Source organism: Streptomyces sp. NPDC029139 (genome assembly GCF_055564335.1).
Genome location: NZ_JBVHWN010000003.1, coordinates 188,481 through 213,250 on the forward strand (window position 1 = coordinate 188,481; position 24,770 = coordinate 213,250).

Sequence of the window (24,770 nt, forward strand, 5' to 3'; positions counted from 1 at the left end):
CGACGGAGCGGGCGCGCGGCGGGACATGCGGCGGTACGCCGAGTGGTGCGCCACCGCGGGCCGTCGGCCGGTGCCGACGGCCCGCAGGCCGTGATCGCAACCGCTGCCTCCCGCGGACCTGGGCGACACCACGCCGAACGCCTGAGCCCTCACAAAGTCGTCGGGGTGAGAGCATCTGGCGTGCGGCAATTCTGTCAGGCCGCCTCGACCACTGCCTCGAACTCGGTGGGCAAGTTGAGCTCGGTCTGCATCGTGAAAACGGCATCCATCAGTGACCTCAGCCGTTCCGGAGCGTCGGGCATCACATGCGCATAGGTCTGATGCGTGATCCTAGGGTCGCGATGCCCCAGCCACTCAGCCATGTCCGTGACCGGCACCCCCTTCGACAGGCCGGCGGAAGCGAAGAAGTGGCGAAGCCAGTGCGTCGTGATCCTCCGCGTGATGCCCGCCGCCCTCTTGGCGTTCCGCCACTGACGGTCGACGAGGGAATACATGAGAATGTTGGTCCTCCCGACGTTCGAGAAGAGGTAGTCCCCCTCTAGGCGATTGGGCCCCTCCTCCACGCGAAAGGTGCCGTAGAGCCGGACGTGCTCCTGCACCTTCGCAGCAATGGTGGGTGGCACAGGAACCGCTCGGCCCTCGTCCAGGTCACGCCACTTGAGGTGGCGGACGCAGTGGGCGCGTCCTCTCCCCTTAGTGATGGCCTTCTGTACTGCCGTCTTGGGTTCCTCGTTCTCGCCGTCCTGGGTGACCTGGCGGTCGACGTAGAGCGTGCCACTATCGAAGTCAAACTGCTGCAGCGTCACTGCGCACGCCTCACCGATGCGCAGTCCGCACCCAGCCATGAGCCACACGAGCAACTTATTGGGGCCGGGGAGGTGCCGCTCGATCGCCTCGATCTCCGCCAGTGTTGGCAGACGGATCGTCTTCTTCACCCTGCGCTTCACCCGTTGCCGCCCCGTGCGGACATGCTGGCACGGATTCCTGGTTATGTACTCGTTGGCCACGGCGAAGCTGAAAACGCCCGCTAGCGTCTCATAACGGTTGATCGCCGTGCTCTCTTCATAACCACGTTCTTCCACCATCCATTTCAGCCATGCATTGAGATGCTTCGGCTTGACGGCACCGACGGCCATTGACCCGAAATATGGCTCCACGTGAAGACGAAGGCTCGTCTCATATTGATAACGCGTCCCATTCACTCGGCTCCCGGAGTCGATGAACTCCCGGTACACAGTCACAAGGGGGACCAGGAGGCCGGTAGGAGCGACATAGGTGCCGAGGTCCTTCTCCCTCTCAACCTTGGCAGCAAAGGAGTCGGCGCCCCCTTTTCTCTCGAACGACTTCTCCCGTTGCCGTCCACCACGTCCGCCGGGCTCCCGGTAACGCACAGTCCAAGGATGCCCGCACCGGATAGTGGAGCACGGATAGTTGCCACTCTTTGCATCTTCCTTGCACTTCTGAAATACCCGGGCCAATCTATCGAGCCACCCGATCCATCACAGACAGAGAGGGTCCAAGCAAGTTATCCATACTTCCTTTCCAGGTAGTCGACCACGTCGCGCTCACGAAATCTGAGCAGACGACCGACCTTCTGAGGCCGCAGCCCCCAAGCTCGATATTTGTTCTTAATCGTCTGCTCGCTGACTTTCAACCAGTCAGCTACTTCAGCAGGCGTCAAAAGCCGATAGCTTCCTCCCTGTGCCAACTGTCGATATCCTTTCGAATACAACGGATTCGTCGCCAGAGCTCGAATCCTGCGGTAAGTATGGGCGCGCTCCAGTCCACCATCAAGTTGCCGGAACACAGCACAGATGATCCGCACGATCCCCGGTTTCGAAAACCGGGGATCGTGCGGTATATATCCGCCAGCAGGCGGAGGTTCGTCATCCGGGACGCCAGGCTGCAGGGATCCCCATGCCGTCGCGGGCGCGAAGCAGAGTCTGGCCTTCGGGTGAGCAGTCACCAAGGTCAGGAACGCGACGACCGCGGCGCAGGTCGGCTTACCCTGCTCTCGGCGGAGAGGCCGTTGGCGGCGCAGGCAGAGGGTCGTGGCCAGGACCTCCCCGGCGCAGGCCCTGCCTCTCGCTGAATCTGTGTTCATCTCGTCGAGGGTGAAGAATGCAGAGCGTGAAGGAGAGATCGGAGCGGGGGCTTGGACAGATGCCCTCCCTGAATGGAGCCGTGCGGCATGGGGCGGGATCGGTCACGGGCGCCCCGCCTGATCACGGGTGTTGTAGGTTGACATGTACCTTGGAGGAGTTCCAGTCCTGATAGGGGTTTCCCTGTCTGCCGTGAGCGATCCGGACGCAGCGCGGATTCGGTACGGCGCCCGAGGGGTGCCGTTTACGGATGGACAGCAGGGTGGCGCTGCCCCCACTGCTGCTCCAAGAGGCGAGCCCGCAGCCTCTACACGGAGCCGGTGAGCGCCTGGTGCCTCGTTGCTATGGCGCGTACGTGTTCGGCGACCGCAGCGATCCCATGGGCCATGAGCGGAACCACAGCGCTCACATCGCGGGCGTCTTCCCAGATGCCGGCCGACGGCGTACGGAAGGGCACAACGGCCAATCCGTGTACCGCGAACGGCGTGGCATCCAGGTAGCGCATGCCTCCAGTACCGCACAAGTAACCGGTCGCACCGGTTACGGAGGCAAGGTCGGCGAGGCGCTGCGAGCGCTCCTGCCGAGCCGGAAGCGTGCTGCTACGCACGATCCGTCCCTTCCACCCGAGCAGACGGAGGAGGATACGCGTGGACTCCTCGGCAACGTCGGCTGTGCGGACGGTCTGCTCAAACTGCCTCAGTACGGAGCCCAGTTCACGACGCAGCAACCACCAATCAGCGCTGTCCCTGTAGTAGTGAGGCAGCAGGTACGCGACACGTCGGCGCGAACGTTCCGGATCTGCCAATACCGCGTCCTTGATCAGGGTCGAGCGGCCGTGGGGCAGGTGGGTGGGGATCGAGAGCCACTGATGCCGGGCCGGGCTGGACATGCTGCCAAGCCGGGCGCGGTGCTGGAAGTCGCGGCGGGCGAACTGGACGTCGTCGAGGACGATCCAGCAGTCCGCCGCGAAGATCTTCGCGAGGGTGCTCAGCCGGGGGAAGAGGTTGGGCTGGTGGATCGCCACCAATCCCCCCGGGGCTGCTTCACCTGCCGATGAGCCTGCTGGTGAAGCCGGCACGGATGAGGTCTTCGTACGCGGTACGCACATTCTCCGGGACGTCCTGCTCGATCGCGAAGCCCTGCTTCGGATATTCGATGATGCGCTGGAGGTCGCCGACGAGCATGTCGATGACGAGCTTCTCGTCGCCGATGCTCTTCAGGTAGTCGTCGAACTCCATCGGTTCGGAGGCGCACAGCACTTCGACCTCGGGCCACAGCTTGCGGGCGGTGGCGAAGGAGCGGCGCTCCATGTAGGGCTTGGAGACGAGGAGCACCGACTTCGGGGTGATGCCGGCGGAGGCGAGTAGCTCTCGGGACAGTTCGACGTTCTGGCCCGTGTTGCCGGCGTTCGGCTCGACCAGGATCGCGCTGTCCGGTACGCCGAGCGTGAGGGCGTGCTCGCGGAAATGGACCGCCTCGCCACGGGGGAAGACCTTAGCGGTGGTGGGGCTGTTGCCGCCGGTGAACACCAAGGTGGGGAACAGCCCGGTCCGGTACAGCTCGGCGGAGAAGGCCGCGACGCCGAGGTCGTGGCTTCCGAGGCCGATCGCGACGTCGACGGGACGCAGGTCGTGACCCATTTGGTGGTAGTCCCAGACCAGCTTGGCGTTGCGGATCTGCTCGTCGTTGATGGCCGGCTGGTTGTCGGTCACTCGCTCGTCTCCCTGGTCAACGTGGTGAAGGGCTGGCTGGCCCATCGGCCGTCCTCCGGATGTCCGTGATGCTGCGGAGTTGGTGGGTCAGGCCGTACTGGGCTGCCCGCTTGGCAGCGTCGTCGAGGACGCGTAACCCATCATCCAGGGTCGCGCGGTCGGACAGGAGGATGTGCCCGTACGCGGTGTCCAGCCGTACCCGCTGCATCGGCGCCTCGGTGATGCCTGTGCTGCGGGCCACGTCGATGAGGCGAAGGGCCGCGTCGAGGTTGCCGGATCCACGGTGGGCGAGGGCGAGCTTCTGCTGTGCGACGGACCAGTCGTCCTGCTCGGCCAGGCTCTCGAACTCGCGGATGGCTTCTTCCATCACCCGGACCGCGTAGTCATTGTTGCCGTCCTTGCTGAGGGCGGTGCCGACCCACAGGCGCGCACGGGCGCGGTCTCGTGGGGATAACCGCTCGTCGATCGCGAGGTCTTCGTACTGTCGAGCCGCAGTCTCCAGGGCGCCGGACATCTCGGTGACGACCGCCAGGGAGAGGTCGAGCTGCGCCACACGACGCGGGATGGCCAACTCGGTGTAGAGCGAGCGGGCCTGGGTGTAGCTCCGCTGGGCGGAGAGCGGTCCGACGACCGCCCCCTGGTCCCGCTTGAGATCGCCCTGCAGGGCGATCGAACGGGCGAGGAGGTACGTGCCGCGTTCGTCCAAGTCCGATGGCCGGTAGGTGGATGACCACCGCCGAAGCAGGTCGTCCGCGAAGGCGAAGTTCTGATGGGACAGTGCGACGACCGCGCGTTCGAGGTCGTCCGTCCAGGACTCGTACTCCCAGGCCCGGGGCCGGGGGATGGTGACGCGCGACGTACCGCCGGCCGGTCCTGTCCCCTCTCCTGCGGTGAGCTTGGCGAGCTCCGTCTCGAAACGCACGTGGGTCGCGGCATCGGCCCGGGCCAACGCGGTGTCGAGGATGGCCTGGCTCTCGGTGTTGGGCCGCCGCTTGTCCCGGTACTTCTCCCAGTTGCTGATGGTGTTGACCGCGATGCCGAGGTGCTCGGAGTAGCGACGCACGCTCAGCCGAAGTGCCTTGCGCAGGGCAAGCGCCTCCAGGCCGGTCCATTCGTGAACGGTCGCCACGTGCCACTCCCTTCCGATGCTCATCGAAGCATGTGGCGTCCGTGCCGGGGAGCGGTTGTGGGACAGAAGTGGGACAGACGTGGATTCCGCGATCGCAAGGCGGCGACCAGGCTCAGAGTGTCCCCCTTCCCCGATCCGATGGGTGGTCACGACCATGGAGCCCCTTACGGAACAGCGGAACGTCATGGGCCCGCTCGTGTTCGGATTCCTGCGGCTCGTCGGGGTGTCCGAGAGCCGGCAGCGGGCTCTCGTCGAGGCCGTCACCGACTACTGCCGCCGCCACGAACTGACCCTGGGCGGTATGTACATGGAGCGGCGCGCGGCGACATCGTGCGCGTTCGTCGGCATGCTCGACGCCGTCCAGGCCACTCGCCCGTACGGCGTCGTCTTTCCTGCCCCGTCCCACTTGGGCCCCAGGGCCATAGCGGCTGAGCGCCGACAGCGGCTCAACGCGGCCGGCGCGGAGATTCTGCTCGTACGAGGGGTCCGGCTGGCCCCGACTCGTGATTCCGCCTCGGCACCGGCCTCGGGGAGCGCCACCTCATGAGCCTCAACCGGGAACTGCTGCTGCTGCTGGACAGCCGCCGCATCGACGGGCTGGCCAACATCCTCGACGCCCCGCAACACCAGAAGAGCCTGACGCTCACCGCCGACGACAAGGCTCCACGCACGGCACGCTCGTTCACCCGCGAGACTCTGACGGCGTGGGGCGTGGAAGACCTCCTGGACCATGTCGTGCTCATCGTCAGCGAACTCGCGACGAACGCCGAGCGCCACGGTCAACCCGCCGTGCGGCACAACCGCGTAAGGCAGACCGAGCACGACCGGCACCGGGACGAGATCACGCTGACCCTCGCCCTCCAAGCCGGCGTCGTGGGGATCGAAGTGGAGGACAACTCCCCGGAGACCCCTGTTCCGCGGATCGCCTCCCCCTACTCGACCGGCGGACGTGGCCTGCTCCTCGTTTCCGCCCTGGCCGACGCCTGGACCGCCTGCCCCAAGCAGGACAGCACCGGCAAGCGGGTGGTCGCCTTCGTGAGGCGTTCCGAGAGCTCCGACACCCCCTGATCCACTCCACTGGAGAACCCCATGCTCACTCTGCCCAGACCCTCGCTCTCGCCCCTGAAGGTGCTGCTCCTCGACCTGGACGGCGTCCTCCTCGACACCCGCCCGGTCATGGAGCGCGCGTGGCAGCAGGTCCTGCAAGAGCACGGTCTCGACGTGCCGTTCGAGGAGTACGAGCGCCACCTCGGCCGGCCGTTCGCCGACATCATGGAGCGCCTCGGATTCAGCGAGCCCGAGCCGCTCCACCGTACGTACGACGATGCATCGATCACCGCGTCCCACCTCGCTCGCGAGTTCGACGGAGTCACGGAAGTCCTTCACGGCTTTGCCGCCGCCGGCTGGCGCCTCGGCATCGTCACGTCCAAGCCCCTCGACCGGGCGGGCCCCCTCTTGACCGGCCTCGGATGCCCGTTCTCCACGGTGCGCACGCCGAACGGTGGTGGCCGCGGCAAGCCCGCGCCGGACCCGGTGCTCCTCGCGTTGATCGACTTGGGCGTCGACCCCGCCGAGGCCGTGTACGTGGGCGACATGCCGGTCGACGAGGAGGCGGCCCGCCGTGCCGGAGTCCCGTACATCCACGCGGGCTGGGGATACGGCCGCCCGACCGCCCCCTCCGCTGTGGTCGCTGACTCTCCGAAGGACCTGCTGCGGCTCCTCGCACCGGGCCCCTTCATCGAAGGGGACCTCCTGTGACCTCCCATCGCAGCCCGCTCGGCCTGGCCCGAACCGACCTGGCCGGGCCGCCCCAGTGGGCGCTGGTCAGTGAAAGCACGCTGGCGACTCTGGCATCCGACCGCATCGCCACGAGAGAGCTGGAGGCCCTTCCTCCGGATCCTCAAGAGCTTGAAGTGCTCGTCGACCACGTCATGAACGCTCTCCAGATGTACGGCGGCACTCTCGCGACGACGCCTTCCAGGGCCGAGTGGCTGTACGTCCAGCACGTGCCGGTCCGCCGCCTGGTGGCTCACGTCGCACGCAAGCTGATGGCGCTCAGTGCCTGGGAGCCGTTCACGAAGGCGCCCGGCCCGCTGAAGCTCGCTCCGCACGAGGGGCTCGTCGGGCTGCGGGAAAGCAGTTCCCGGGAGTACCGCGCCTACACCGTCACGTGGTCGGGCATCGCATATCTGCTCGGGGCAGCTGCCTCGTACAACCCGTTCCGTACGGCGCAGCTGCGGAACCTGCAGTCGGCTCGTGTCAACAGCACGGTGCCGAGCCCTCCGCCGTCGGAGCTTCCGTACACCGGTGTCGTCGCCCTCTCGTGGTCGTCCCGCCATGCCGCCACCCTGCTTCCGGTGCTCGAAGACCTGGCGCGTTGTAGACGGACGAGTCTCCTCGTCGATCTCGCCACGGATCCGGCAGAGCGCTGCGACACCGCAGCCGACAAGGGCATCAGACTGGTTACGCCTCCCCCTGGTCTCTTCGGCCTGTCAGGAGCCGTGGAGTGCCTGCAGCTGCGGGACGACGAGCACGTCGTCCGGGTGGGGGAGCACACCGTCCGGCTCTCGCGTCTGGTCCGGCTCCTGGCCGTTCTGCTGGAGACGAGCGGGGGATGCACCCAGCCGTCGTGGCGTTCCACGGTCCGTCTGGAGACCTGGCTGAGCGGTGTGCTGGCGGCATCTCGTCCACACACACTGCTCGTCAGCAACGACACCAGCCCCATCGGCGCGCTCGCCGTCCACCTGGCCGACCGCCGTGGCGTGAACACGGTCCATGTACAGCACGGCGCCTGGACCGCGGAGTCGATGGCATGGCCGGCGCTGCACAGCCGGGACATTGTCGTCATGGGTAAGCGTGACGCCGCTCTCGCCCAGGCCTGGGCACGGCACCCGGACGCCGAGGTCCACGTGCTGGGCCAGCCCCGCTTCGACGCGCTCGCCCGCCTCGATCGCGAGGCCCAGCGGCGCTACTTGGAGGATCTGCTGGCGGCCAGCCGCCGGCGAGGCCCTGCCCGTATCGCGGTGTGGGCCTGCCAGCCTTTCGGACCTGATCGGCTCAAGGCCCAGGCCGACCTTCTCCTGGACGGACTGTGGAAGGCCGGCGGCGACTGGGGCCTCGTCATCGCGCCCCACCCGGCACAGAGCGTCGACATCTTCACCTCCCTGCTCGAACGGGACGGCCGGCCGCTCGTGGCCGTGGCCGATCCCCGGGTCGGCGCCCGCGGCTGCCTCGCCGGTGCCGACGCCCTGGCGAGCGCCTACTCGACGTGCGGCATCGAAGCCGCGCTGGTGGGCGTTCCGGTGCTCGAACTCGGCTCCCCCGGCGACCACACGCTCGGACTGTCCGACCACGGCCTCGCACGGCGGGGCAGCACTGCCGACGACGTCGCCGCCGCCCTCGTCGCACTGCGGGGCACTCGCCCGCCTGCCGACCGGGACGCCCTGGACGCGGTGTGCCGGTGGCGCGGCGACAGCGCCGCCCAGGTCGCACGCCTCATCACGTGCGGCGCCGACGGCCATGTCGCGCACTCCCACCCCATCCACCACGATCCCCGCGGCACCGATTCCGGACTGTCGCAGGGCGAAGGAGTACCTGCCCGATGACACACCTGACCGCCGACAGCGTCGCCGAACTCTTCGTGGGCGCTGTCGCCCTGGCCAAGAGCGGCGAGAGGACCAGCCCTCGCGGCATGGCGACCCGTGAGGTCCTCGACGTCCACATGCGGCTGACCCAGCCGCAGGCCCGCCTGCTGTACGCACCGCCGACGCGCCTCATCAACCCCGCGTTCGCGGTGGCGGAAACCGTCTGGATCCTCTCTGGCTCGGACGCCCCGTGGATCTTCGACTACAACACGCGCCTGCGGCAGTACGCCGACGACGGCGTCCTGCGCGGCGCGTACGGACCGCGGATGCGGAAGTGGGCCGGGAACGTGGACCAGCTGGCCCGCGTCGTCGAGATCCTCAAGGAGGACCCCGACTCCCGCCGAGCTCTGATCCAGCTCTATGACCCGGCCCAGGACACCGCCGGGCACAAGGACGTGCCGTGCACGCTGGGCTTCCGCTTCTACCTGCGTGCCGGCCGCCTGCACATGTCGACGACGATGCGTGGTCAGGACGTGTGGATCGGCATGCCGTACGACCTGTTCTCCTACACCACGCTGCACGAGTTGGTCGCGGGCTGGCTCGGCGCCGAGTTGGGCGAGTTCCACCATCACGTGGGATCGCTGCACATCTACGAGAACCACCTCGACCAGGCCGCGGAGCTGGCCTCGGTCACCGCGAGCGCGGTCATGCCGGACCTCGCCACGCCCTGGCAGGGCTTCGACGACCTCCTCGCCCAGGTCGAGTCGCGGGAGGTCACCGGCCACCCGGGCTGGGACACGATGGCCGAGACACTGCGCAGCTATCACCTGTGGAAGGACGACCGGCGTGACGACGCAGTGCGGTTGGCCGACAAGATCGACGGGCCGCTCGGCGAGGCACTGAGCGCCTGGTACGACAAGTTGAACCACCGTGCCCGCATGTCCACCGTGCGCTCTACGGCGGAGACGCTGTGATGGCCGCCATGGACCGCTCGCCTTCGGTCATCCTCGGCCTGTGCTCCTACACGCATGACTCCTCGGCCGCGCTGCTGGTGGACGGGGAGTTGATCGGCTTCGTCGAGGAGGAGCGGCTCTCGCAGCAGAAGCACACCAAGGACTACCCCTGCCACGCCGTCGATTGGCTGCTGGGCGAGGCGGGGCTCATCGCCGCCGACGTCGACGCCGTCGCGTACAACTTCGAGCCCGGCCGCTACCTTGCCGAGTCGCCGGCGGCCCTGCGCCTGGCGCTCTCGCCGACGACGCGTGACCGGGCGCTGCCGAGGGCTCGCGGCTTCGCCAAGGTGGCGCTGCGAACCCAGCTGCGCACCCGCGTCCTGGGGCGGCGGTTCCCCTCCGCCCGCGTCTCCCCCGTCCTGCACCACCGCGCCCACCAGCTGGCGGCCTTCGCCGCCTCCGGGTGGAACGAGTCTGCCGTGCTCGTCGTCGACAGCCTCGGCGAGCGGCAGACCACGACCATCGCCCGAGGGCACGACGCGCTCCACCCCACCACCCACACCCTGGAGGCGATCAACGACCCCGCCTCCCTGGGCTATGTGTACGGCGCGGTCACCGAGCACCTCGGGTGGCGTCGTGGTGACGAGGAAGGCACCGTGATGGCGCTCGCCCCCCTCGGCGACCCGGAGCGGTTCCGACCCCTCTTCGCCCAGGCTGTGCGCACCACACCCACCGGGTTCGTGATTGACCCCGCCTACTTCCCGCCACGCGTGCTGACCTCGGGCTACCCGCGGACCTCCCGTCGTTTCATCGCGGAGACGTGCCCTGAGCGTCACCCGAGCGAGCCGCTCCAGGACGTCCACCGGGATCTGGCCGCGGCGCTCCAGGAGCGCACCGAGGAGGTGATGCTGCACTTGGCCCGCCGGGCGCGGTTGATCACCGGATCCCGCCGTCTGTGTGTCGGCGGTGGAGTCGCCACGAACTGCGTGAGCATCGGCCGGATCATCGAGGCCGGCATCTTCGACGAGGTCTTCGTCCCGCCCGCCCCCGGCGACGCCGGCACCGCGATCGGGGCCGCCATCGCCGTGCACACCGGCAGCCGCAGCCGACGGTCCGTGTCCGGCGTCGCTGGGGCCTGTTACCTCGGCCCGTCATACCAGGACCAGGCCCTCGATCTCACGCCCTGGCCAGAGCTCCACCAGAAGACGCTGGGCATCGAGACCGCCGAGTTCCTCGCCGACCAGCTCGCCCACAGTCTGATCGTCGGGCTCTTCCAGGGCCGGGTCGAAGCCGGCCCCCGCGCCCTGGGGAACCGCTCCATCCTCGCCTCTCCCCTGGAGCCCGGGGTCGTCGAGCGGTTGAACGCCACTGTGAAGTTCCGTGAGCCGTTCCGCCCGTTCGCTCCCATGGTCCTGGCCGAACGCGCTGCGGAGTTCTTCACCCTCGGCCAGGAGGCGCCGTACATGTCGATGGCGTCCGGCGTGACCGACAAGGCGCGCGAACGCGTGCCGGCCATCGTGCACGCCAACGGCACCTCCCGCCTCCAGACCGTCACCCGGTCGCAGAACCCGTTCATGCACGACGTGCTGAGCGCCTTCGCCCGCCGCACTGGGGTGCCGGTGCTGATCAACACCTCGCTCAACATCAAGGGCAAGCCGATCTGCGGGACACCGGAGATGGCGCTGGACTGCCTGGCCAGCTCCGGACTGGACGCCCTGCTGCTGGAAGGCCGGTGGATCACCAAGTGAAGATCGGATACAGCTTCTGGGGCTTCCTCGGCAACGGGATCACCGACACCCCGGACGGGGGCCGCAGCCACCGCCGCCCCCTGATCGACGCCCTCCTGGGCCGCGGCCACGACATCGTCTTCCTGCAGGCCAACCGGGACGTGGCGGAGGCCGGCGACGACCTGGGCAACGCCTACACCTTCGACAGCGGCGGCCCGGACATCGACGTCCTGTTCCTGGAGTGGCGCTGGGCGATCGACGGGCGCAACACCACCCCGTGCGGCAGCGAGGGTCACACCTGCGACCTGCACCGCCAGGCCGAACTGGTCACCCGGTACACCGTGCGCAGGAAGACACCGACCGTGATCTGGGACAAGGACCGCCGGCTCCGGCCGGACAGCGTGTGGCGGCGCGTCCGCCAGACCACCGTGTGCGAGGCCGCTCTCGAACCGACGCCCGGCGCCCATCGACTGCTCTTCCCGGTCGACGACCGTCTCCTCACCGAGGCGGACCCGATCGTGCTCGCCAAGAAGCCCCGGGACCTCGTCCTCGCGTACCTCGGCAACCAGTACGACCGCGACGAGCACTTCGACCGCTTCTTCGCGCCGGCCGCCGCCCACTTCGATCACCTCGTCGGGGGCAAGTGGACGAAGACCGGCCGCTGGCCGAACGTCCGATTCCTCGGCAGGCTTCCTTTCGAGGTGGTGCACTCCGTGTACGGCAGGTCCCTGGCGACCGTCCTGATGCTGCCGGATCGGTACGCCGCCGTCGGACAGATGACGCAGCGGATCTTCGAGGCCGTGCTCGCCGGCTGCCTGCCCCTCGCCCCCGCTGACATCCTGCACGTCGACCGCTTCGTGCCCAAGGAGCTGGTCGTCAGCTCCGGCGGCGAGGTGATCGAACGGCTGACGCACCTCCAGCGGATCGCCGGCACCCAGCAGCACGCGGATCTGATCGCGGCCTGCCTGGACCGCCTGGACCTGTTCCGCCTGAGCCGGCAGGTCGACGCGCTGGAAGCCCTCCTGGACGCGGCCGCCGACACCGTCGCGGTGGAGCGGGGAGCGGCCTGATGCGGCTGAGCAGCCAGGCCACCGCGTCTGGATCATCCGAACGTGCACGTACAGCCGGTCCGGCCGAGCACCCGAGCACCTCTACGCTGGAGCATCATGAAGAAGGTCGCCATCGTCGGCTGCGGAGGCAGCGGCAAGTCGTACCTGGCACGCGAGCTGGGCAGGATTCTCGACGCCCCGGTCACGCACCTGGACGCCGCGTTCTACGACGACGCGTGGAACGAGCTGCCCATGGAGAAGTTCGCCGCCCTGCAGCGGGAGCTGGTCGCGCAGCCGAAGTGGGTGATCGACGGGAACTACAACTCGACGCTGCAGATCCGGCTCGAAGCCTGCGACACGGTGGTCCTGATGGACGTCTCGACCGTGGCCGCGCTGTACGGGATCGTCTCCCGGCAGATCCGGCACGGGGCCGGGCACAAGGGCAACGGGGTGCACAACCGCATCCACTGGGGCGTGATCAAGTACGTGGCGACGTACCGCCGCAGGATGCGCCCGCGGGTCATGGCGAAGATCGAGGAATTCGCCTCGGGCCGTGCCGACGTGGTGCTGCTGTCCGACCGGAGGCAGACGCACCGCTGGCTGCGAAAGGTCGCCGCCGAGAACCGCTGAGCACTCCGCGCCCCCGACGGGAGGGTGCGGCATGAGCGGCACCAATCCCTTCCTGGACCCCGCGCGGCAGGTAGAGCTGTACGGCCACGCCTCTCGGCTGGCCGGCCGGTCCGACGCGCTGATGCGGGCGAAGACCTCCGGGCGTCCCGTACCGGACTCGATCGTCGGGCTGGTGCGCGCCCACCACGAGCGGCCGGATCGTCTCGGCCTGGTCCTGGACCTCGGGTGTGGTCGCGGTACGAGCAGCCTGACCCTCGCCCAGGAACTCCGGCCCCGGCGCGTCGTCGGCCTCGACGCCGCGCCGGCCTTGATCGAGCAGGCGCGCCAGCGCGCCCGACGGCTGGCCGACCTCCCGGTGAGCTTCCATCACGGCGACTTCCATCACCTCCCCGTGTCCGCCGGGTCGTGCGACGTCATCGTCGCCGCGTTCTGCCTGTACCACTCACCGCATCCCCAGACGGTGGTCGCGGAGATCGACCGGGCGCTCGCTCCTGGCGGTCTGGCCGTGCTCGTCACGAAGGCGCTCGACAGCTACCGGGAGATGGACCGGCTGGTCGCGGCCGCCGGCCTCGACCCGCGAGCCGAACAGCACGAGAGCCTGTACGTCTCGGCGCACAGCGGCAACCTCACCGATCTGGCCGCCGCGTCTCTCGACGTGCTCGCCGTGGAGCACGAGGAGCACACGTTCACCTTCGACGGCCACGACCACGTCGCCGAGTATCTGGCCACCAACCCGAAGTACGACCTCGCCCCCGGCCTGTACGGCAACGCGGACGCGCTCGCGGCGGCCCTGCACGAGTTGCTGCCGGACCGGCTCCTCACCACCAGGTCACTCGTCACCTTCGTCGTGGCCCAGCCCCGCGGAGGACGGCGATGAGGCTCCGGCACTTCACCAAGCGCTACGAGGCCCCTGGCCAGGTTGCCTCGGCAGCCCGCCATCACGCCTGGCTCACCGAGCACGCCCGGCCGCTGCGGCTGCCGGCGCTGACCGTGGTCGGGCCGAGAAGTCTCACGTACGAGTGGATCGACGGACGGCCGGCCCAAGCCGAGGACCTGCTGCCCCTGGCCCGGATGCTGGGCGACGCCCACGGCGCCGCGTGGGGCAGCGACCTTCGGCCGTCCTCCCTGAACACGCCGCACCGTTTCCAGGACGGCACCGCGTTCGGCGACTACATCGGTCCCCGGGACACCGCTCTGCGAAGAAGGTTGGAGCAGGGCTACCTGCCGAACCGGTCCGCCCTCCACGCCATGCTCGGGCTGCTGGAGAAGACCGCCGAGGGACGGACTGCCTTCTACAAGGACAGCAACCCCCGAAACTTCATCATCACCGAGGCCGGCGACATCTACACAGTCGACACCGACGACCTCACGCTCGCGCCCATGGGTTACGACCTGGCGAAGCTGATCGCGACGCTGGCCCTGACGTACGGGCCTCTGCCGGCCCCAGCCATCGACGCCGCCCTTCTCGCCTACAACGAGGCCGCCGAGCGGCACCACGCCGGGCTCGGCACGACAGATCGCCGGCGGCTTGATGACTTCCTCGCCCTGCACGCCGTCCTGACCGCTCCGTACATCGGGCGCAACGGCTATCTCGACACCTGGGTACCCCGACCACGCCCCCGAGGTTCCGCATGATCACCACAGAGCTCGTCTTCGTCCGCCACGGCCAGGCCCAGTGCAATGTCGACGGCCTGGTCGGCGGCCCGCGCACCTGCACCGGGCTGACCAACCGCGGATACGCGCAGGTCGAGCAAGTCGCACTCCGCCTCACCGCCGAGCACCGCGACAAGCGTTTCGACGCGCTGTACGCCGGCCCGCGCATCCGCTTGCGCCAGACCGGCGAGATCATCAGCCAGGCCCTCCGGCTCCCGATGTACACGGACGACCGTCTCGACGGTCCCGTCCACGGCGCCGCCGACGGCCAGCCCTGGGCCGAGGTGAAGACCGCCGCCGATGGCGGGCCCCATGCCCACCCCGACAAGCCCTGGGCTGCTGGGTCCGACACCTGGAACAGCTACGTGGAACGGGCCGGCGGCTTCCTGCGGGAACTCATCGAGCAGCACGAAGGTGAACGCGTCCTCTTCGCCGCGCACGGCGAGACCGTGATCGTGGCGCACACCCTGCTCCTGGGGATCCCGCGCGGCTCTGCGGCCGGATTCACGGTCTCCCACGGGTCGATCACCCGCTGGCAGCACCACCTCAATCGGCTCGGACAGAGACGGTGGATGCTGGACCGGCACAACGACACCGAGCACCTGGCCGCCTTAGCGCAGGAGGCTGCCTCGTGATCACTATGTTCGACGATCCGCGTCTGAACCTGGCCCGAGGCGCGCTCGGAGCGGTTCGGATCGTGCACGATCCGACTCTCCCGCCCCGCGTGCTGCGTCTGGTCGACGCCGAGGGCGATGAATTCTTCGCCAAGCAGCACGGCGAACGCAGCCGTTACACCCGGGAGCTGCACGCCTATCTCGCCTGGGGAGCACACCTGATCGGCCACGTCCCCCGTGTGGTGGGCCGACAGGACACCACGTGCACCCTGCTGCTCACCGCTGTTCCCGGTGTACGGGCGGATTCGGTCGCACCAGGGTCGCCCGAGGAGGAGCAGGCTCACTACGAGGCCGGGCGCGTCCTGGGCAAGCTGCACCACGCCACCTCGGTACCGCGCACTGGCGCCGTCGGCACGGAACTCGCCCAGCGGCTGCGCGACTGGATCACCCGCGCGGACCGGGCCGCCCTCATCTCCACGGTCGAGCGTGCCCGCCTGAGCCACATGGCGGACGTCCTGGCGTACACCCTCATGGACAGCGCGGTATGCCACCTCGACTACCAGCCGCGGAACTGGCTCCTCGGGGAGGTCTTCGGGCTGTGCGACTTCGAGCACATGCGCCGCGACGCCCGCATCCGTGACTTCGCCCGGCTCGAGTTCCGCCGCTGGCAGGCCGCCCCCAACCTCCGGACGGCGTTCTTCGCCGGATACGGACGGCCTCTAAACGACACCGAACAGCGGCTGCTGGAGTCCTTCGGCGCGATCGAGGCCGTCACAGCCCTCGTACGCGGACACGAACAGGACGACCTCGCCCTCAGCGCCCACGGCCGCACCGTTCTGACCCGCCTCACCTGAGCCACCACCCTCCCCGGATTCCTGGAGATTTCCGTGTCACAGCACCCATCACACCTGACCACCCCCGTCCCCCGCCGGGCCGTGGTGACCGGCGCCGCCGGCTTCATCGGCTCCCATCTCGTGCACGCCCTCGTCCAGGCCGGCGCCGTCGTCGTCGGCGTCGACCGGCGCGACCCGGCCACCGACCACGCCGCCGCGGCCAACCTCGCCGTCCTGCAGGGGCTCCCGGGATACATGCATGTCACCGCCGACCTGCTCGACTGCGCGATCGAGCCGCTTCTCGTCGACGCGAACGCCGTCTTCCACCTGGCGGGCGTCCCCGGTGTACGCCCCTCCTGGGGGCCGAGGTTCAGCGAGTACGTCGCCTCCAACGTCCTCGCGACCCACCGCGTCATGGAGGCCGCCACCCGGATGGGCGTTCCCCGGCTCGTGGTGGCCTCCTCCTCCAGCGTCTACGGCCCCACCGACGGCGGTGCGAGCGTCGAGACCGACCGGCCCCAGCCGGCATCCCCGTACGCGGTCACGAAACTCGCCGAGGAGCAGCTCTGCCTCGCGCACTCCACCCAGGCCCACTGCCCCACCAGCGTCGTCGCCCTGCGGTACTTCACCGTCTACGGCCCCCGGCAGCGCCCCGACATGTTCACGCACCGCGCCCTCACGGCCGCCCTCACCGGCCAACCGCTGCGCCTGTACGGGGACGGTCACCAGCGCCGGGACTCCACGTACATCGCCGACGCGGTGGCTGCCACCATCGCCGCGGGCACCATTCCGACGGCCAACGGGGTGATCAACGTGGGAGGTGGTTCGAGCGCCTCCCTGCTCGAAGTGATCAACATCGCGAACAGCTTGTCTGGGCGCGAGATCCAGGTTCACCAGGAGAACCCGCGCAGCGGTGACGTCCTCACCACCCGCGCCAACCCCGGCCGCGCCCACGAGGTCCTGGGCTGGCGGCCCCATGTCGACCTCCACAACGGCATGCGGGCCCAGATGCAAGCACTGGCCGCCGAGTCCACCGCGTACGGTCGCGCGGCATAACCATCAGGACGGACTTCGCCTCGCCCACCGCTGGCACCAAGTTGGCCCTCCTCCCCCGCCCGTTCGTTTCTGACACTCACAGACGGGAGCACTCCGTGGCCGCCACCACAGCCGCACCAGCGAACATCACACGCCCTCGCCACATAGCCGTCATCCCCTGCCGCTGGGGAGCCTCCCGGCTTCCCGGGAAGCCCCTGGCACAGCTCGGGGACAAGCCGCTGCTGTGGCACGTCCACCAGCGCTGCCTGGAGGCGAAGCGCCTCGACGGCGTGGTCGTCGCCACCGATGACGAACGCATCGAGGATGTATGCTACGAACTGGGCATCGAGTGCCTGCGCACCGGCGAACACCCCACGGGCACCGACCGGGTCGCGGAGTGCGCGGAGCGCCTGCCCGCCGACGGGTACATCAACGTCCAGGGCGACGAGCCGTTCATCTCACCCGCCGCGATCGACGCCGTCTCCGAAGCGTTGGAGCACCTGCCGCCTGAAGCGCTCGCAGTGAACTCCTACACGGAGCTGGATGACGTCGGTGCCGTCCTGGACCACAACGCCGTCAAGGTCGTCGTCGATGCCGAGGGCAACGCCCTGATGTTCTCCCGGCAGCCGATCCCTTACCCGCGCGGGGAGCGGCCGAGGTACCTACGGCAGCTCGGTCTGTACGGCTTCACGAGAACAGCCCTCCGGACGTTCCGACATCTGCCCCAAGGGCCGCTGGAGCGCGCCGAAGGCGTGGAGATGCTGCGCTTCGTGGAACATGGCCATGGTGTGCGGATGCTCAGCGTCGTGGACGAAGGGATCGCGGTCGACACACCGGAGGACCTCGTGAGGGCGGGCAGACTCCTGCGGGCTCGCACGGAGCGCGGGTAGCGCCCGAAGCACGGCGCAACCGTGATCGCGGACGTTGTCGAGCCCTGACCACTTCTGGAAGGTGCTCACGATGCCCAGGCATCGCCTCGACCATGGTTGTGGCGTCATTGCGCCATCGCGTCTTTACGCAACCTGCGGCGCTTGGCCAGGGATTCGGCACTGCACGAAGATGATCCTCGCGACGCGGCCCCGGCGGCACGGGAGCCACGTCCGAACGGCAAGGACCGGGCGTTGCCCTGGAGGCGCACGGTACGACGAGCGAACCCCTTCCTCCACGCGCTCGTCGAACCTGCGGCGCTCGCCCGGTCCTGCCGTCCTGCTGCGAAGTTCCCGCAGACGCATGCGCTCAGCCGCCCTGGCCGCAGCCTGCGAAGTCGAGGTGCGCTTGGCTCGGGTCAAGCAAGGTCCGGAAGGACGGTCTAGGTTCTGTCTCCCCGATTGCGGTCAGGGGGCTAGGTTCTGCCTACTGACCGTCAGCTGAGAGCAGAGGATGTCGTACGCCCAGCGCTCCCACTGGTCCGGCGGCCACTCGCGGTCGCGGGTCAGGACCAGGAAGAGCTCCGGACTGAGCAATGCGTAGATGATGTCCGCCGCCTCTCCTGCGGAGAGGGCGGGGCGGGCGCCGGGCTTCTCTGTCAGGGCCTTCGCTGCTGTCGAGATGACCGTGTACCGCGGGTTGGTCCGGTCTGGCCACAGCTCCCGGATCTCAGGGTTGGTCGCTGTCGCGGCGCGGACCATCTCGTCGATGGCCGCGACACGTTCGAGTGTCCTGCGGGTGCCGGCGACCAGTGCAGCCAGGGCGGACTCTGCGGTGGGCGCGGTCGTGACCTCCGCGAACCACGGCCGGTCCATCGTGGGCACGGGGTCGTCGTCTCCCGCGATCGCGACATCGACCAGTTCCTTGAGCAGCGAGGGCTTGTTCCGGAAGACGAAGTAGATCGTCTGCACCGCCACGCCCGCCCGGTCGGCGATCTCCTGCAGCTTGGTCGCCCCGTAGCCCTGCTCGACGAAGAGGCCGGCGGCCGCGTCGATGATCCGCCGCCGTGTCTCCCGGGCCTTGTCGCCCCGCTTTCCCTTGACCTCAGTCATGACTGGAGTCTATATCTAGAGTGGAACTCTAGAGGTTGACTCTAGTGACTGGAGGGTGAGTCATGCACGCCATCGCCAACCGTCAGCAGGCAGAGGCATGGAACGACTGGGAGGGCATCCACTGGGCCGAACACTCCGAGCGCTACGACGCGATGATGGGCGCGTTCAACGCACCTCTGTTCGCCGCCGCGGGCATCGCGGCCGGCGACCGGGTCCTCGACGTCGGCTGCGGCACCGGCCAGACGACGCGCGTCGCCGCGCGGCAGGCGTACGACGGAGACGTTGTCGGAATCGACCTGTCCGCGCCCATGCTGGAACGCGCCCGACGTGACGCCGCCGCGGAAGGCATCGACAACGTCACCTTCGAGCAGGGCGACGCCCAGGTGCATCCGTTTCCCGACCGCGGGTTCGACGTCCTCATCAGCCGCGGCGGCGTCATGTTCTTCGCCGACCACATCGCGGCCTTCACTCATCTCAGGCACGCGCTCGCGCCGACGGGCCGACTCGCGTTCCTTGGCCCGCAGCCCGGGGGCCCGGACAGTGCCTATGCCCGTGCGACCTCCGCGCTCTCACCGTTCCTGCGCGAGGCATCCCCTGCCGCCAGGGGTATGGGGTCGCTTCTCGACCCGGCGCGCATCCGCCAGGTGCTTGCCGCCGCCGGGTTCACCGACATCGACGTAGTCTCCGCCGAGGCTCCCATGACGTTCGGCGCCGACGCGGGCGACGCCGTCGGCTTCCTCTTCGCCATGGGCCCGACCCGCTACAACCTGCGCGATGTCGAGCCGGTGACCATCTCCCGTATCCGTGCCGAAGTGCATGACGCGCTCACGGAGTTCGAGACGCCCGACGGCGTCCGCATCCCCGGGGCAGTCTGGATCGTCACTGCTTCGCAGGAGCACACCCCTTCGATCACGTGATTCGTCGTTCCAGACGTGACCAGCGGGAGGGGAGCTGACGGACGATGAGTGGGCACTGCTGAAGCCGCTACTGCCTTTGGACAACAACCGGTTCGGCTCGCCGGATTACACGCAGTTCGAACCGGTGATCCAGGTCAAGATCCGCGCCCCGCGCACGGGTCGGGGGCGCCCCCGCCGCACCCCGGGCAGAGTCGCAGCCGACAAGGCATACGCAACCGCGACAAGGAGCGCCACAAGAAGCACAACGTCTGGGCGATCAGCAAGCTGAAAGAGTTCCGGGCCGTCGCTACCCACTACGACAAGCGCGGATACGTCTACCTCGGCACCGTGACCGCTGCTGCACTAGCCATCTGACTCCGATCATGGTCGGAGGACAGAATCTAGCCCTGTGGACGTCCCGCCGTGACCAGCCAGGAGGTGCTCAGGAGGCGAACCGTGCCGTCGGATGTCTCATGCGCGGCCAGGTGGGCGGTGAGCGCCTCAACGGCGCGGGCACGGGTGGGCGGGTCGGCCTGCTGCATGAGGTGGCGGCCGGGGCCCGTGGCCAGCAGGAAGCCCGCAGCGTCCATGGCGTCTTGGCCCCAGGTGCCGTACGCCGTCACCTCGTCAACCGTGACGTCGGCGTAGCCGGCGGCCGTGAGGACGGCGCGGACGCAATCCGGGGCGGACAAGGAGAACATGCCGGGCCCGTCGCCCGGTGTGCCGAAGTCGCCCACGGGCAGGATGCCGTCCAGGGATGTCATGGCCGTCACCCAGCCGTTGAGCTCGGGGGCGGAGGGGCAGATGAACGCGAGACGACCTCCGGGGCGCAGGGCGCGTCCGATGTTGCCGAACGCCTTCTCGGGGTCCGCGTAGAACATCACGCCATAGCGGCTGATGGCCGCGTCGAACGCGGCCTCCTCAAAGGGGTGCACCTGCGCGTCGCCTTGGAGGAAGGAAACATTGGCCACTCCCTCGACCGCGGCGCGGGTGCGTGCCTCCGCGAGCATCGGTGCGGACAGATCCAGGCCAAGCGCACTGCCCTCGGGGGCTCGGAGGGCGGCGAGGCGGGTGGTCTGGCCGGCGCCGCAGCCGAGGTCAAGGGTGCGGCAGTCATCGGTTACGGAGGCAGCGGTCAGCAGAGGCTCGTTGAAGCCTTCATTGACGGCGTTCCAGCGATCCTGGTAACGGGCCCAGTGGGCGCCTTCCGGACCGTTCCACGCTTGCGCCTGCTGGGTGTTGACGATCTCCGGCACAGAGCCTCCTCAAGGACGTAGCAGAATGGGCGAATGCCCAAACCTGCGCGCCCCACAGTATGGGCGAGCGCCCATACTGGCAATGGCCATACGATCCAGGTCCGTCAGGACGGCGGAGCACGACAGAGAGGACGGGCAGGCTGATGTCACCGCGTGGAGTGGCGACCCCGGACGTGCGCGAGCGCCTGTTCGCGGCCGCGGAACGCGTCGTCGAGAGGGACGGGCCGGGCGCCCTCACCAGCCGTGCCGTCACCATGGAGGCGGGGTGTGCCAAGGGGCTGCTACACACGCACTTCGCGAGCTTGGACGCGTTCGTGGCCGAGCTCGTCCTCGACCGGTTCGCACGCACCACCGAGCGGGCTGGCGCCCTGGCCGGGCTCGCCGGGCAAGGTGCGGTGACCGGAAACCTGGACGCTGTCGTCCTCGCACTGTTCGACTCCGGCGGTCCCGCCCTGTCGGGCCTCGCTATGACTCGGCCCGCCGCCGCGCTCCGCGTCCGGGAGGCCTTCCAGTCCGGGGCGCCCGGCTTCGCGGCGATCGAAGAGGCGGTCACCGACTACCTCCGTGCGGAACAGGAGCTCGGTCGGGTAGCCAGCCGCGTGGACGCGAGCACGGCGGCCCTCGCCCTCGTGGGCACTTGCCACCACCTACTGATGACCTCATGGCCGGGCACACCCGACCCGCGCCCGGCCGTCCAACGGCTCGTCACCGCACTCGTGAGCCAGTGACCCGAGCCAGTGATGCCTTGACAGGGGCCACCAGCACCCGAGCCAGGTGCTCACATACCCGGAGTCCTGGCGCACTGATCGATGACACCACGCTTGCCCGAGAGCCGCAGCGGTCGCCTCAGGTGGCCGCCGCACCACCATCGCCCTCGCGCTGCGGCAGTGAGCCGTTTCACCTGGTCGTGATACCCCCTGGGGGGTAGAGAAATCACCCAAGACGCCTTGCATGACCGACGAGCGATGGGGTAGACATAACGCAGCCGGATACCCCCTAGGGGTATCAAGGAATCGGGAGGGTTTCATGCCCGCGTACACCACCACCTACAAGGTCGACGGCGTCAACAGCACCCACTGCAAGGGTGTCGTCACGAAGGCGCTCGGCGAGATCGAGGGGGTCGACGCCATCGACATCACGATCGGCACCGGCCTCGTCACCGTCCACAGCACCGCCGCGCTCGACGACACGGTCGTCGAGGAGACGATCGAGGACGCCGGCTACGACTACCGCGGCCGCGCCTGATCCCAGCACATCACCAGCGAACGAGGAGCAGCAGTCATGAGCACCCCAACGACGGCCGGCGCCGCCCAGGTCGAGCTCGCCATCGGCGGCATGACCTGCGCCTCGTGCGCGGCCCGCATCGAGAAGAAGCTCAACCGCATGGACGGGGTCGAGGCCACCGTCAACTACGCCACCGAGAAGGCGAAGGTCACCTTCGACGCCGACATCGACGTCGCCGACCTCATCGCCACCGTCGAGGCGACCGGCTACACCGCGGCCGAGCCCGCTCCCCCGAAGAGCGAGACCCCCGGCGGCCAGGACGGCCCCTCCGACGAGGAGAAGGCCGACGAGGAGCTGCGGCCCCTCAAGCAGCGGCTGGTCACCGCCGTCACCCTCGCCGTACCCGTCATCGCGATGGCGATGGTCCCGGCACTGCAGATCGAGTACTGGCAGTGGCTGAGCCTCACGCTCGCCGCGCCGGTCGTCGTGTACGCGGCCTGGCCGTTCCACCGGGCCGCCTGGACGAACGCGAAGCACGGCGCGGCGACGATGGACACGCTGATCTCGGTCGGCACGATCGCCGCGTTCCTCTGGTCGCTGTGGGCGCTGTTCTTCGGTACGGCCGGTACGCCGGGGATGACCCACCCCTTCGAGTTCACCATCGCCCGCAGTGACGGCGCCGGGAACATCTACCTGGAGGCCGCGGCCGGTGTCACCGCCTTCATCCTGGCCGGCCGCTACTTCGAGGCCCGTTCGAAGCGCAAGGCGGGCGCCGCGCTCAAGGCGCTGATGCAGCTGGGCGCCAAGGAGGTCACCGTCCTGCGGGGAGGCCGCGAGGTCACCGTACCCACCGCCGAACTCGCCGTCGGGGACCGCTTCCTGGTCCGTCCCGGCGAGAAGATCGCCACCGACGGCACCGTCGTCGAGGGCTCGTCCGCCGTCGACGCCTCCATGCTGACCGGCGAGTCCGTCCCGGTCGAGGTCTCCGCCGGCGACTCCGTCACCGGCGCCACCCTGAACGCCGGCGGCCGGCTGGTCGTCGAGGCCACCCGCGTCGGCTCCGACACCCAGCTCGCCCGGATGGCGAAGCTGGTGGAGGACGCGCAGAACGGCAAGGCCGCCGCGCAGCGCCTCGCCGACAAGATCTCCGCCGTCTTCGTGCCGATCGTCATCGCGCTCGCCCTCGGCACCCTCGGCTTCTGGCTCGGCACCGGACAGGGCCTCACCGCCGCGTTCACCGCCGCCGTCGCCGTCCTGATCATCGCCTGCCCCTGCGCCCTGGGCCTCGCCACCCCGACCGCCCTCATGGTCGGCACCGGCCGCGGCGCCCAGCTCGGCATCCTCATCAAGGGCCCCGAGGTCCTGGAGACCACCCGCAAGGTCGACACGATCGTCCTCGACAAGACCGGCACCGTCACCACCGGCCGGATGACCCTGATCAAGGTCCACACCGCCGCCGGTACGGACGAGACCGACGTGCTGCGCCTCGCGGGCGCCCTGGAGCACTCCTCGGAGCACCCGATCGCGCAGGCCGTCGCCACCGGCGCCGCGGCCAGGGTGGGCACGCTGCCGACGCCCGAGGACTTCGCCAACATCCCCGGTCTCGGCGTGCAGGGCGTCGTCGAGGGCCACGCCGTCCTCGTCGGCCGCGAGAAGCTGCTCGACGAGTGGGCGATGGAGCTGCCGAAGTCGCTGAAGTCCGCCAAGGACGCGGCGGAGACGGCCGGCAGGACGGCCATCGCGGTCGCCTGGGACGGGGAGGCCCGTGCGGTCCTGGAGGTCGCCGACGCCGTCAAGGAGACCAGCCCCGAGGCCATCAGGCGGCTGCGGGCGCTCGGACTGACCCCGATCCTGCTGACCGGTGACAACAAGGCCGTCGCCGAGTCCGTCGCCGCCGAGGTCGGCATCGACGAGGTCATCGCGGAGGTCATGCCGCAGGACAAGGTCGACGTCGTCAAGAGGCTCCAGGCGGAGGGCCGTTCGGTCGCGATGGTCGGGGACGGTGTCAACGACGCCGCCGCGCTCGCCCAGGCCGACCTGGGCCTTGCGATGGGTACGGGCACGGACGCCGCCATCGAGGCCGGCGACCTCACCCTCGTACGCGGGGACCTGCGGGCCGCGGCCGACGCGATCCGACTCTCCCGCAGGACGCTCGGCACGATCCGCTCCAACCTCTTCTGGGCCTTCGCCTACAACGTGGCGGCCCTGCCGCTCGCCGCTGCCGGACTGCTCAACCCGATGATCGCGGGCGCGGCCATGGCCTTCTCCTCGGTCTTCGTGGTCGGCAACAGCCTGCGCCTGCGGGGCTTCCAGCCCATCGACAAGTAGGGCGAACCAGCACCGAGGGGCGGACCCGGCCGAGTCCGCCCCTCTTCCGTGCCCCGTCGCTCCCTC

25 protein-coding genes are annotated in these 24,770 nt (G+C 69.0%); 18 read left to right on the plus strand and 7 right to left on the minus strand.

Features of this window, described 5'->3' with window-relative positions:
* Nucleotides 1-194: 194 nt before the first annotated feature.
* The 5 genes from ACZ4VW_RS08685 to ACZ4VW_RS08705 all read right to left on the minus strand — a co-directional run bounded on the left by ACZ4VW_RS08685 (nt 195) and on the right by ACZ4VW_RS08705 (nt 4,943).
* Complete coding sequence (locus ACZ4VW_RS08685) at nt 195-1,391, minus strand: tyrosine-type recombinase/integrase (RefSeq protein ID WP_467959945.1); 1,197 nt, start codon at nt 1,389-1,391, stop codon at nt 195-197.
* Between the two features lie 134 nt (nt 1,392-1,525).
* Complete coding sequence (locus ACZ4VW_RS08690; protein ID WP_467959947.1) at nt 1,526-2,104, minus strand: helix-turn-helix domain-containing protein; 579 nt, start codon at nt 2,102-2,104, stop codon at nt 1,526-1,528.
* 305 nt (nt 2,105-2,409) lie between these two features.
* Nucleotides 2,410-3,126, minus strand: coding sequence for a WbqC family protein (locus ACZ4VW_RS08695; RefSeq protein WP_467959949.1), 717 nt, complete (start codon nt 3,124-3,126; stop codon nt 2,410-2,412).
* Nucleotides 3,127-3,145: 19 nt separating this feature from the next.
* A complete protein-coding gene (locus tag ACZ4VW_RS08700; RefSeq protein ID WP_345279495.1) occupies nt 3,146-3,814 on the minus strand; it encodes a YdcF family protein in 669 nt (222 codons plus the stop codon).
* A gap of 16 nt (nt 3,815-3,830) precedes the next feature.
* Entirely contained in the window at nt 3,831-4,943 is a 1,113-nt protein-coding gene (locus ACZ4VW_RS08705; protein ID WP_467959952.1) for a helix-turn-helix domain-containing protein, read from the minus strand.
* A 154-nt stretch (nt 4,944-5,097) separates the two neighbouring features.
* Between ACZ4VW_RS08705 and ACZ4VW_RS08710 the strand changes: the two genes are divergently transcribed.
* From ACZ4VW_RS08710 to ACZ4VW_RS08775, 14 genes are all read left to right on the plus strand, one after another.
* On the plus strand, nt 5,098-5,490 hold the full coding sequence (locus tag ACZ4VW_RS08710; RefSeq protein ID WP_467959953.1) for a hypothetical protein: 393 nt from the start codon (nt 5,098-5,100) through the stop codon (nt 5,488-5,490).
* Nucleotides 5,487-6,011, plus strand: a complete 525-nt coding sequence (locus tag ACZ4VW_RS08715; protein ID WP_467959955.1) for an ATP-binding protein — start codon at nt 5,487-5,489, stop codon at nt 6,009-6,011. Before ACZ4VW_RS08710 ends, ACZ4VW_RS08715 begins: the two co-directional genes overlap by 4 nt.
* A gap of 21 nt (nt 6,012-6,032) precedes the next feature.
* Nucleotides 6,033-6,701, plus strand: coding sequence for an HAD family hydrolase (locus ACZ4VW_RS08720; RefSeq protein WP_467959956.1), 669 nt, complete (start codon nt 6,033-6,035; stop codon nt 6,699-6,701).
* Nucleotides 6,698-8,548, plus strand: a complete 1,851-nt coding sequence (locus ACZ4VW_RS08725; RefSeq protein ID WP_467959958.1) for a hypothetical protein — start codon at nt 6,698-6,700, stop codon at nt 8,546-8,548. The genes ACZ4VW_RS08720 and ACZ4VW_RS08725 overlap by 4 nt, the downstream gene beginning before the upstream one ends.
* Nucleotides 8,545-9,501 (plus strand): thymidylate synthase, encoded by a 957-nt coding sequence (locus ACZ4VW_RS08730; protein ID WP_467959960.1) that lies wholly within the window; start codon nt 8,545-8,547, stop codon nt 9,499-9,501. The genes ACZ4VW_RS08725 and ACZ4VW_RS08730 overlap by 4 nt, the downstream gene beginning before the upstream one ends.
* 8 nt (nt 9,502-9,509) lie before the next feature.
* Entirely contained in the window at nt 9,510-11,228 is a 1,719-nt protein-coding gene (locus tag ACZ4VW_RS08735; RefSeq protein WP_467959962.1) for a carbamoyltransferase family protein, read from the plus strand.
* Entirely contained in the window at nt 11,225-12,277 is a 1,053-nt protein-coding gene (locus ACZ4VW_RS08740; protein ID WP_467959964.1) for a glycosyltransferase family protein, read from the plus strand. Before ACZ4VW_RS08735 ends, ACZ4VW_RS08740 begins: the two co-directional genes overlap by 4 nt.
* Nucleotides 12,278-12,373: 96 nt before the next feature.
* A complete protein-coding gene (locus ACZ4VW_RS08745; protein WP_467959966.1) occupies nt 12,374-12,886 on the plus strand; it encodes a P-loop NTPase family protein in 513 nt (170 codons plus the stop codon).
* A 31-nt stretch (nt 12,887-12,917) separates the two neighbouring features.
* Entirely contained in the window at nt 12,918-13,763 is an 846-nt protein-coding gene (locus ACZ4VW_RS08750) for a class I SAM-dependent methyltransferase (RefSeq protein ID WP_467959968.1), read from the plus strand.
* Complete coding sequence (locus tag ACZ4VW_RS08755) at nt 13,760-14,521, plus strand: phosphotransferase (protein WP_467959970.1); 762 nt, start codon at nt 13,760-13,762, stop codon at nt 14,519-14,521. The genes ACZ4VW_RS08750 and ACZ4VW_RS08755 overlap by 4 nt, the downstream gene beginning before the upstream one ends.
* On the plus strand, nt 14,518-15,174 hold the full coding sequence (locus ACZ4VW_RS08760) for a histidine phosphatase family protein (protein ID WP_467959972.1): 657 nt from the start codon (nt 14,518-14,520) through the stop codon (nt 15,172-15,174). Before ACZ4VW_RS08755 ends, ACZ4VW_RS08760 begins: the two co-directional genes overlap by 4 nt.
* A gap of 5 nt (nt 15,175-15,179) precedes the next feature.
* Nucleotides 15,180-16,007: a phosphotransferase gene (locus ACZ4VW_RS08765; RefSeq protein ID WP_467960793.1), complete on the plus strand. Its 828-nt coding sequence runs from the start codon at nt 15,180-15,182 to the stop codon at nt 16,005-16,007.
* A gap of 33 nt (nt 16,008-16,040) precedes the next feature.
* The gene (locus ACZ4VW_RS08770) at nt 16,041-17,042 is read left to right on the plus strand and encodes an NAD-dependent epimerase/dehydratase family protein (protein ID WP_467959974.1); all 1,002 of its coding nucleotides are present in this window, start codon (nt 16,041-16,043) and stop codon (nt 17,040-17,042) included.
* 95 nt (nt 17,043-17,137) lie between these two features.
* Nucleotides 17,138-17,911 carry a 3-deoxy-manno-octulosonate cytidylyltransferase gene (locus ACZ4VW_RS08775; RefSeq protein ID WP_467959976.1) on the plus strand — a complete coding sequence of 258 codons (774 nt, stop codon included), beginning with the start codon at nt 17,138-17,140 and terminating at the stop codon, nt 17,909-17,911.
* A gap of 444 nt (nt 17,912-18,355) precedes the next feature.
* Here ACZ4VW_RS08775 and ACZ4VW_RS08780 read toward each other — a convergent pair whose 3' ends face one another.
* The gene (locus ACZ4VW_RS08780) at nt 18,356-19,000 is read right to left on the minus strand and encodes a TetR/AcrR family transcriptional regulator (protein WP_467959978.1); all 645 of its coding nucleotides are present in this window, start codon (nt 18,998-19,000) and stop codon (nt 18,356-18,358) included.
* A 62-nt stretch (nt 19,001-19,062) separates the two neighbouring features.
* Here ACZ4VW_RS08780 and ACZ4VW_RS08785 point away from each other — a divergent pair, with 62 nt between their 5' ends.
* Nucleotides 19,063-19,917 (plus strand): class I SAM-dependent methyltransferase, encoded by an 855-nt coding sequence (locus ACZ4VW_RS08785; protein WP_467959980.1) that lies wholly within the window; start codon nt 19,063-19,065, stop codon nt 19,915-19,917.
* 380 nt (nt 19,918-20,297) lie between these two features.
* Here the strand turns inward: ACZ4VW_RS08785 and ACZ4VW_RS08790 are convergent, their stop codons facing one another.
* Nucleotides 20,298-21,152 carry a class I SAM-dependent methyltransferase gene (locus tag ACZ4VW_RS08790; RefSeq protein WP_467959982.1) on the minus strand — a complete coding sequence of 285 codons (855 nt, stop codon included), beginning with the start codon at nt 21,150-21,152 and terminating at the stop codon, nt 20,298-20,300.
* Nucleotides 21,153-21,295: 143 nt separating this feature from the next.
* Here ACZ4VW_RS08790 and ACZ4VW_RS08795 point away from each other — a divergent pair, with 143 nt between their 5' ends.
* The 3 genes from ACZ4VW_RS08795 (at nt 21,296) to ACZ4VW_RS08805 (ending at nt 24,704) form a co-directional block, all read left to right on the plus strand.
* Nucleotides 21,296-21,880, plus strand: coding sequence for a TetR/AcrR family transcriptional regulator (locus ACZ4VW_RS08795; protein WP_467959984.1), 585 nt, complete (start codon nt 21,296-21,298; stop codon nt 21,878-21,880).
* Nucleotides 21,881-22,178: 298 nt separating this feature from the next.
* Complete coding sequence (locus ACZ4VW_RS08800) at nt 22,179-22,397, plus strand: heavy-metal-associated domain-containing protein (protein ID WP_467959986.1); 219 nt, start codon at nt 22,179-22,181, stop codon at nt 22,395-22,397.
* A 36-nt stretch (nt 22,398-22,433) separates the two neighbouring features.
* Nucleotides 22,434-24,704, plus strand: coding sequence for a heavy metal translocating P-type ATPase (locus ACZ4VW_RS08805; RefSeq protein ID WP_467959988.1), 2,271 nt, complete (start codon nt 22,434-22,436; stop codon nt 24,702-24,704).
* The last annotated feature ends 66 nt before the right edge of the window (nt 24,705-24,770 follow it).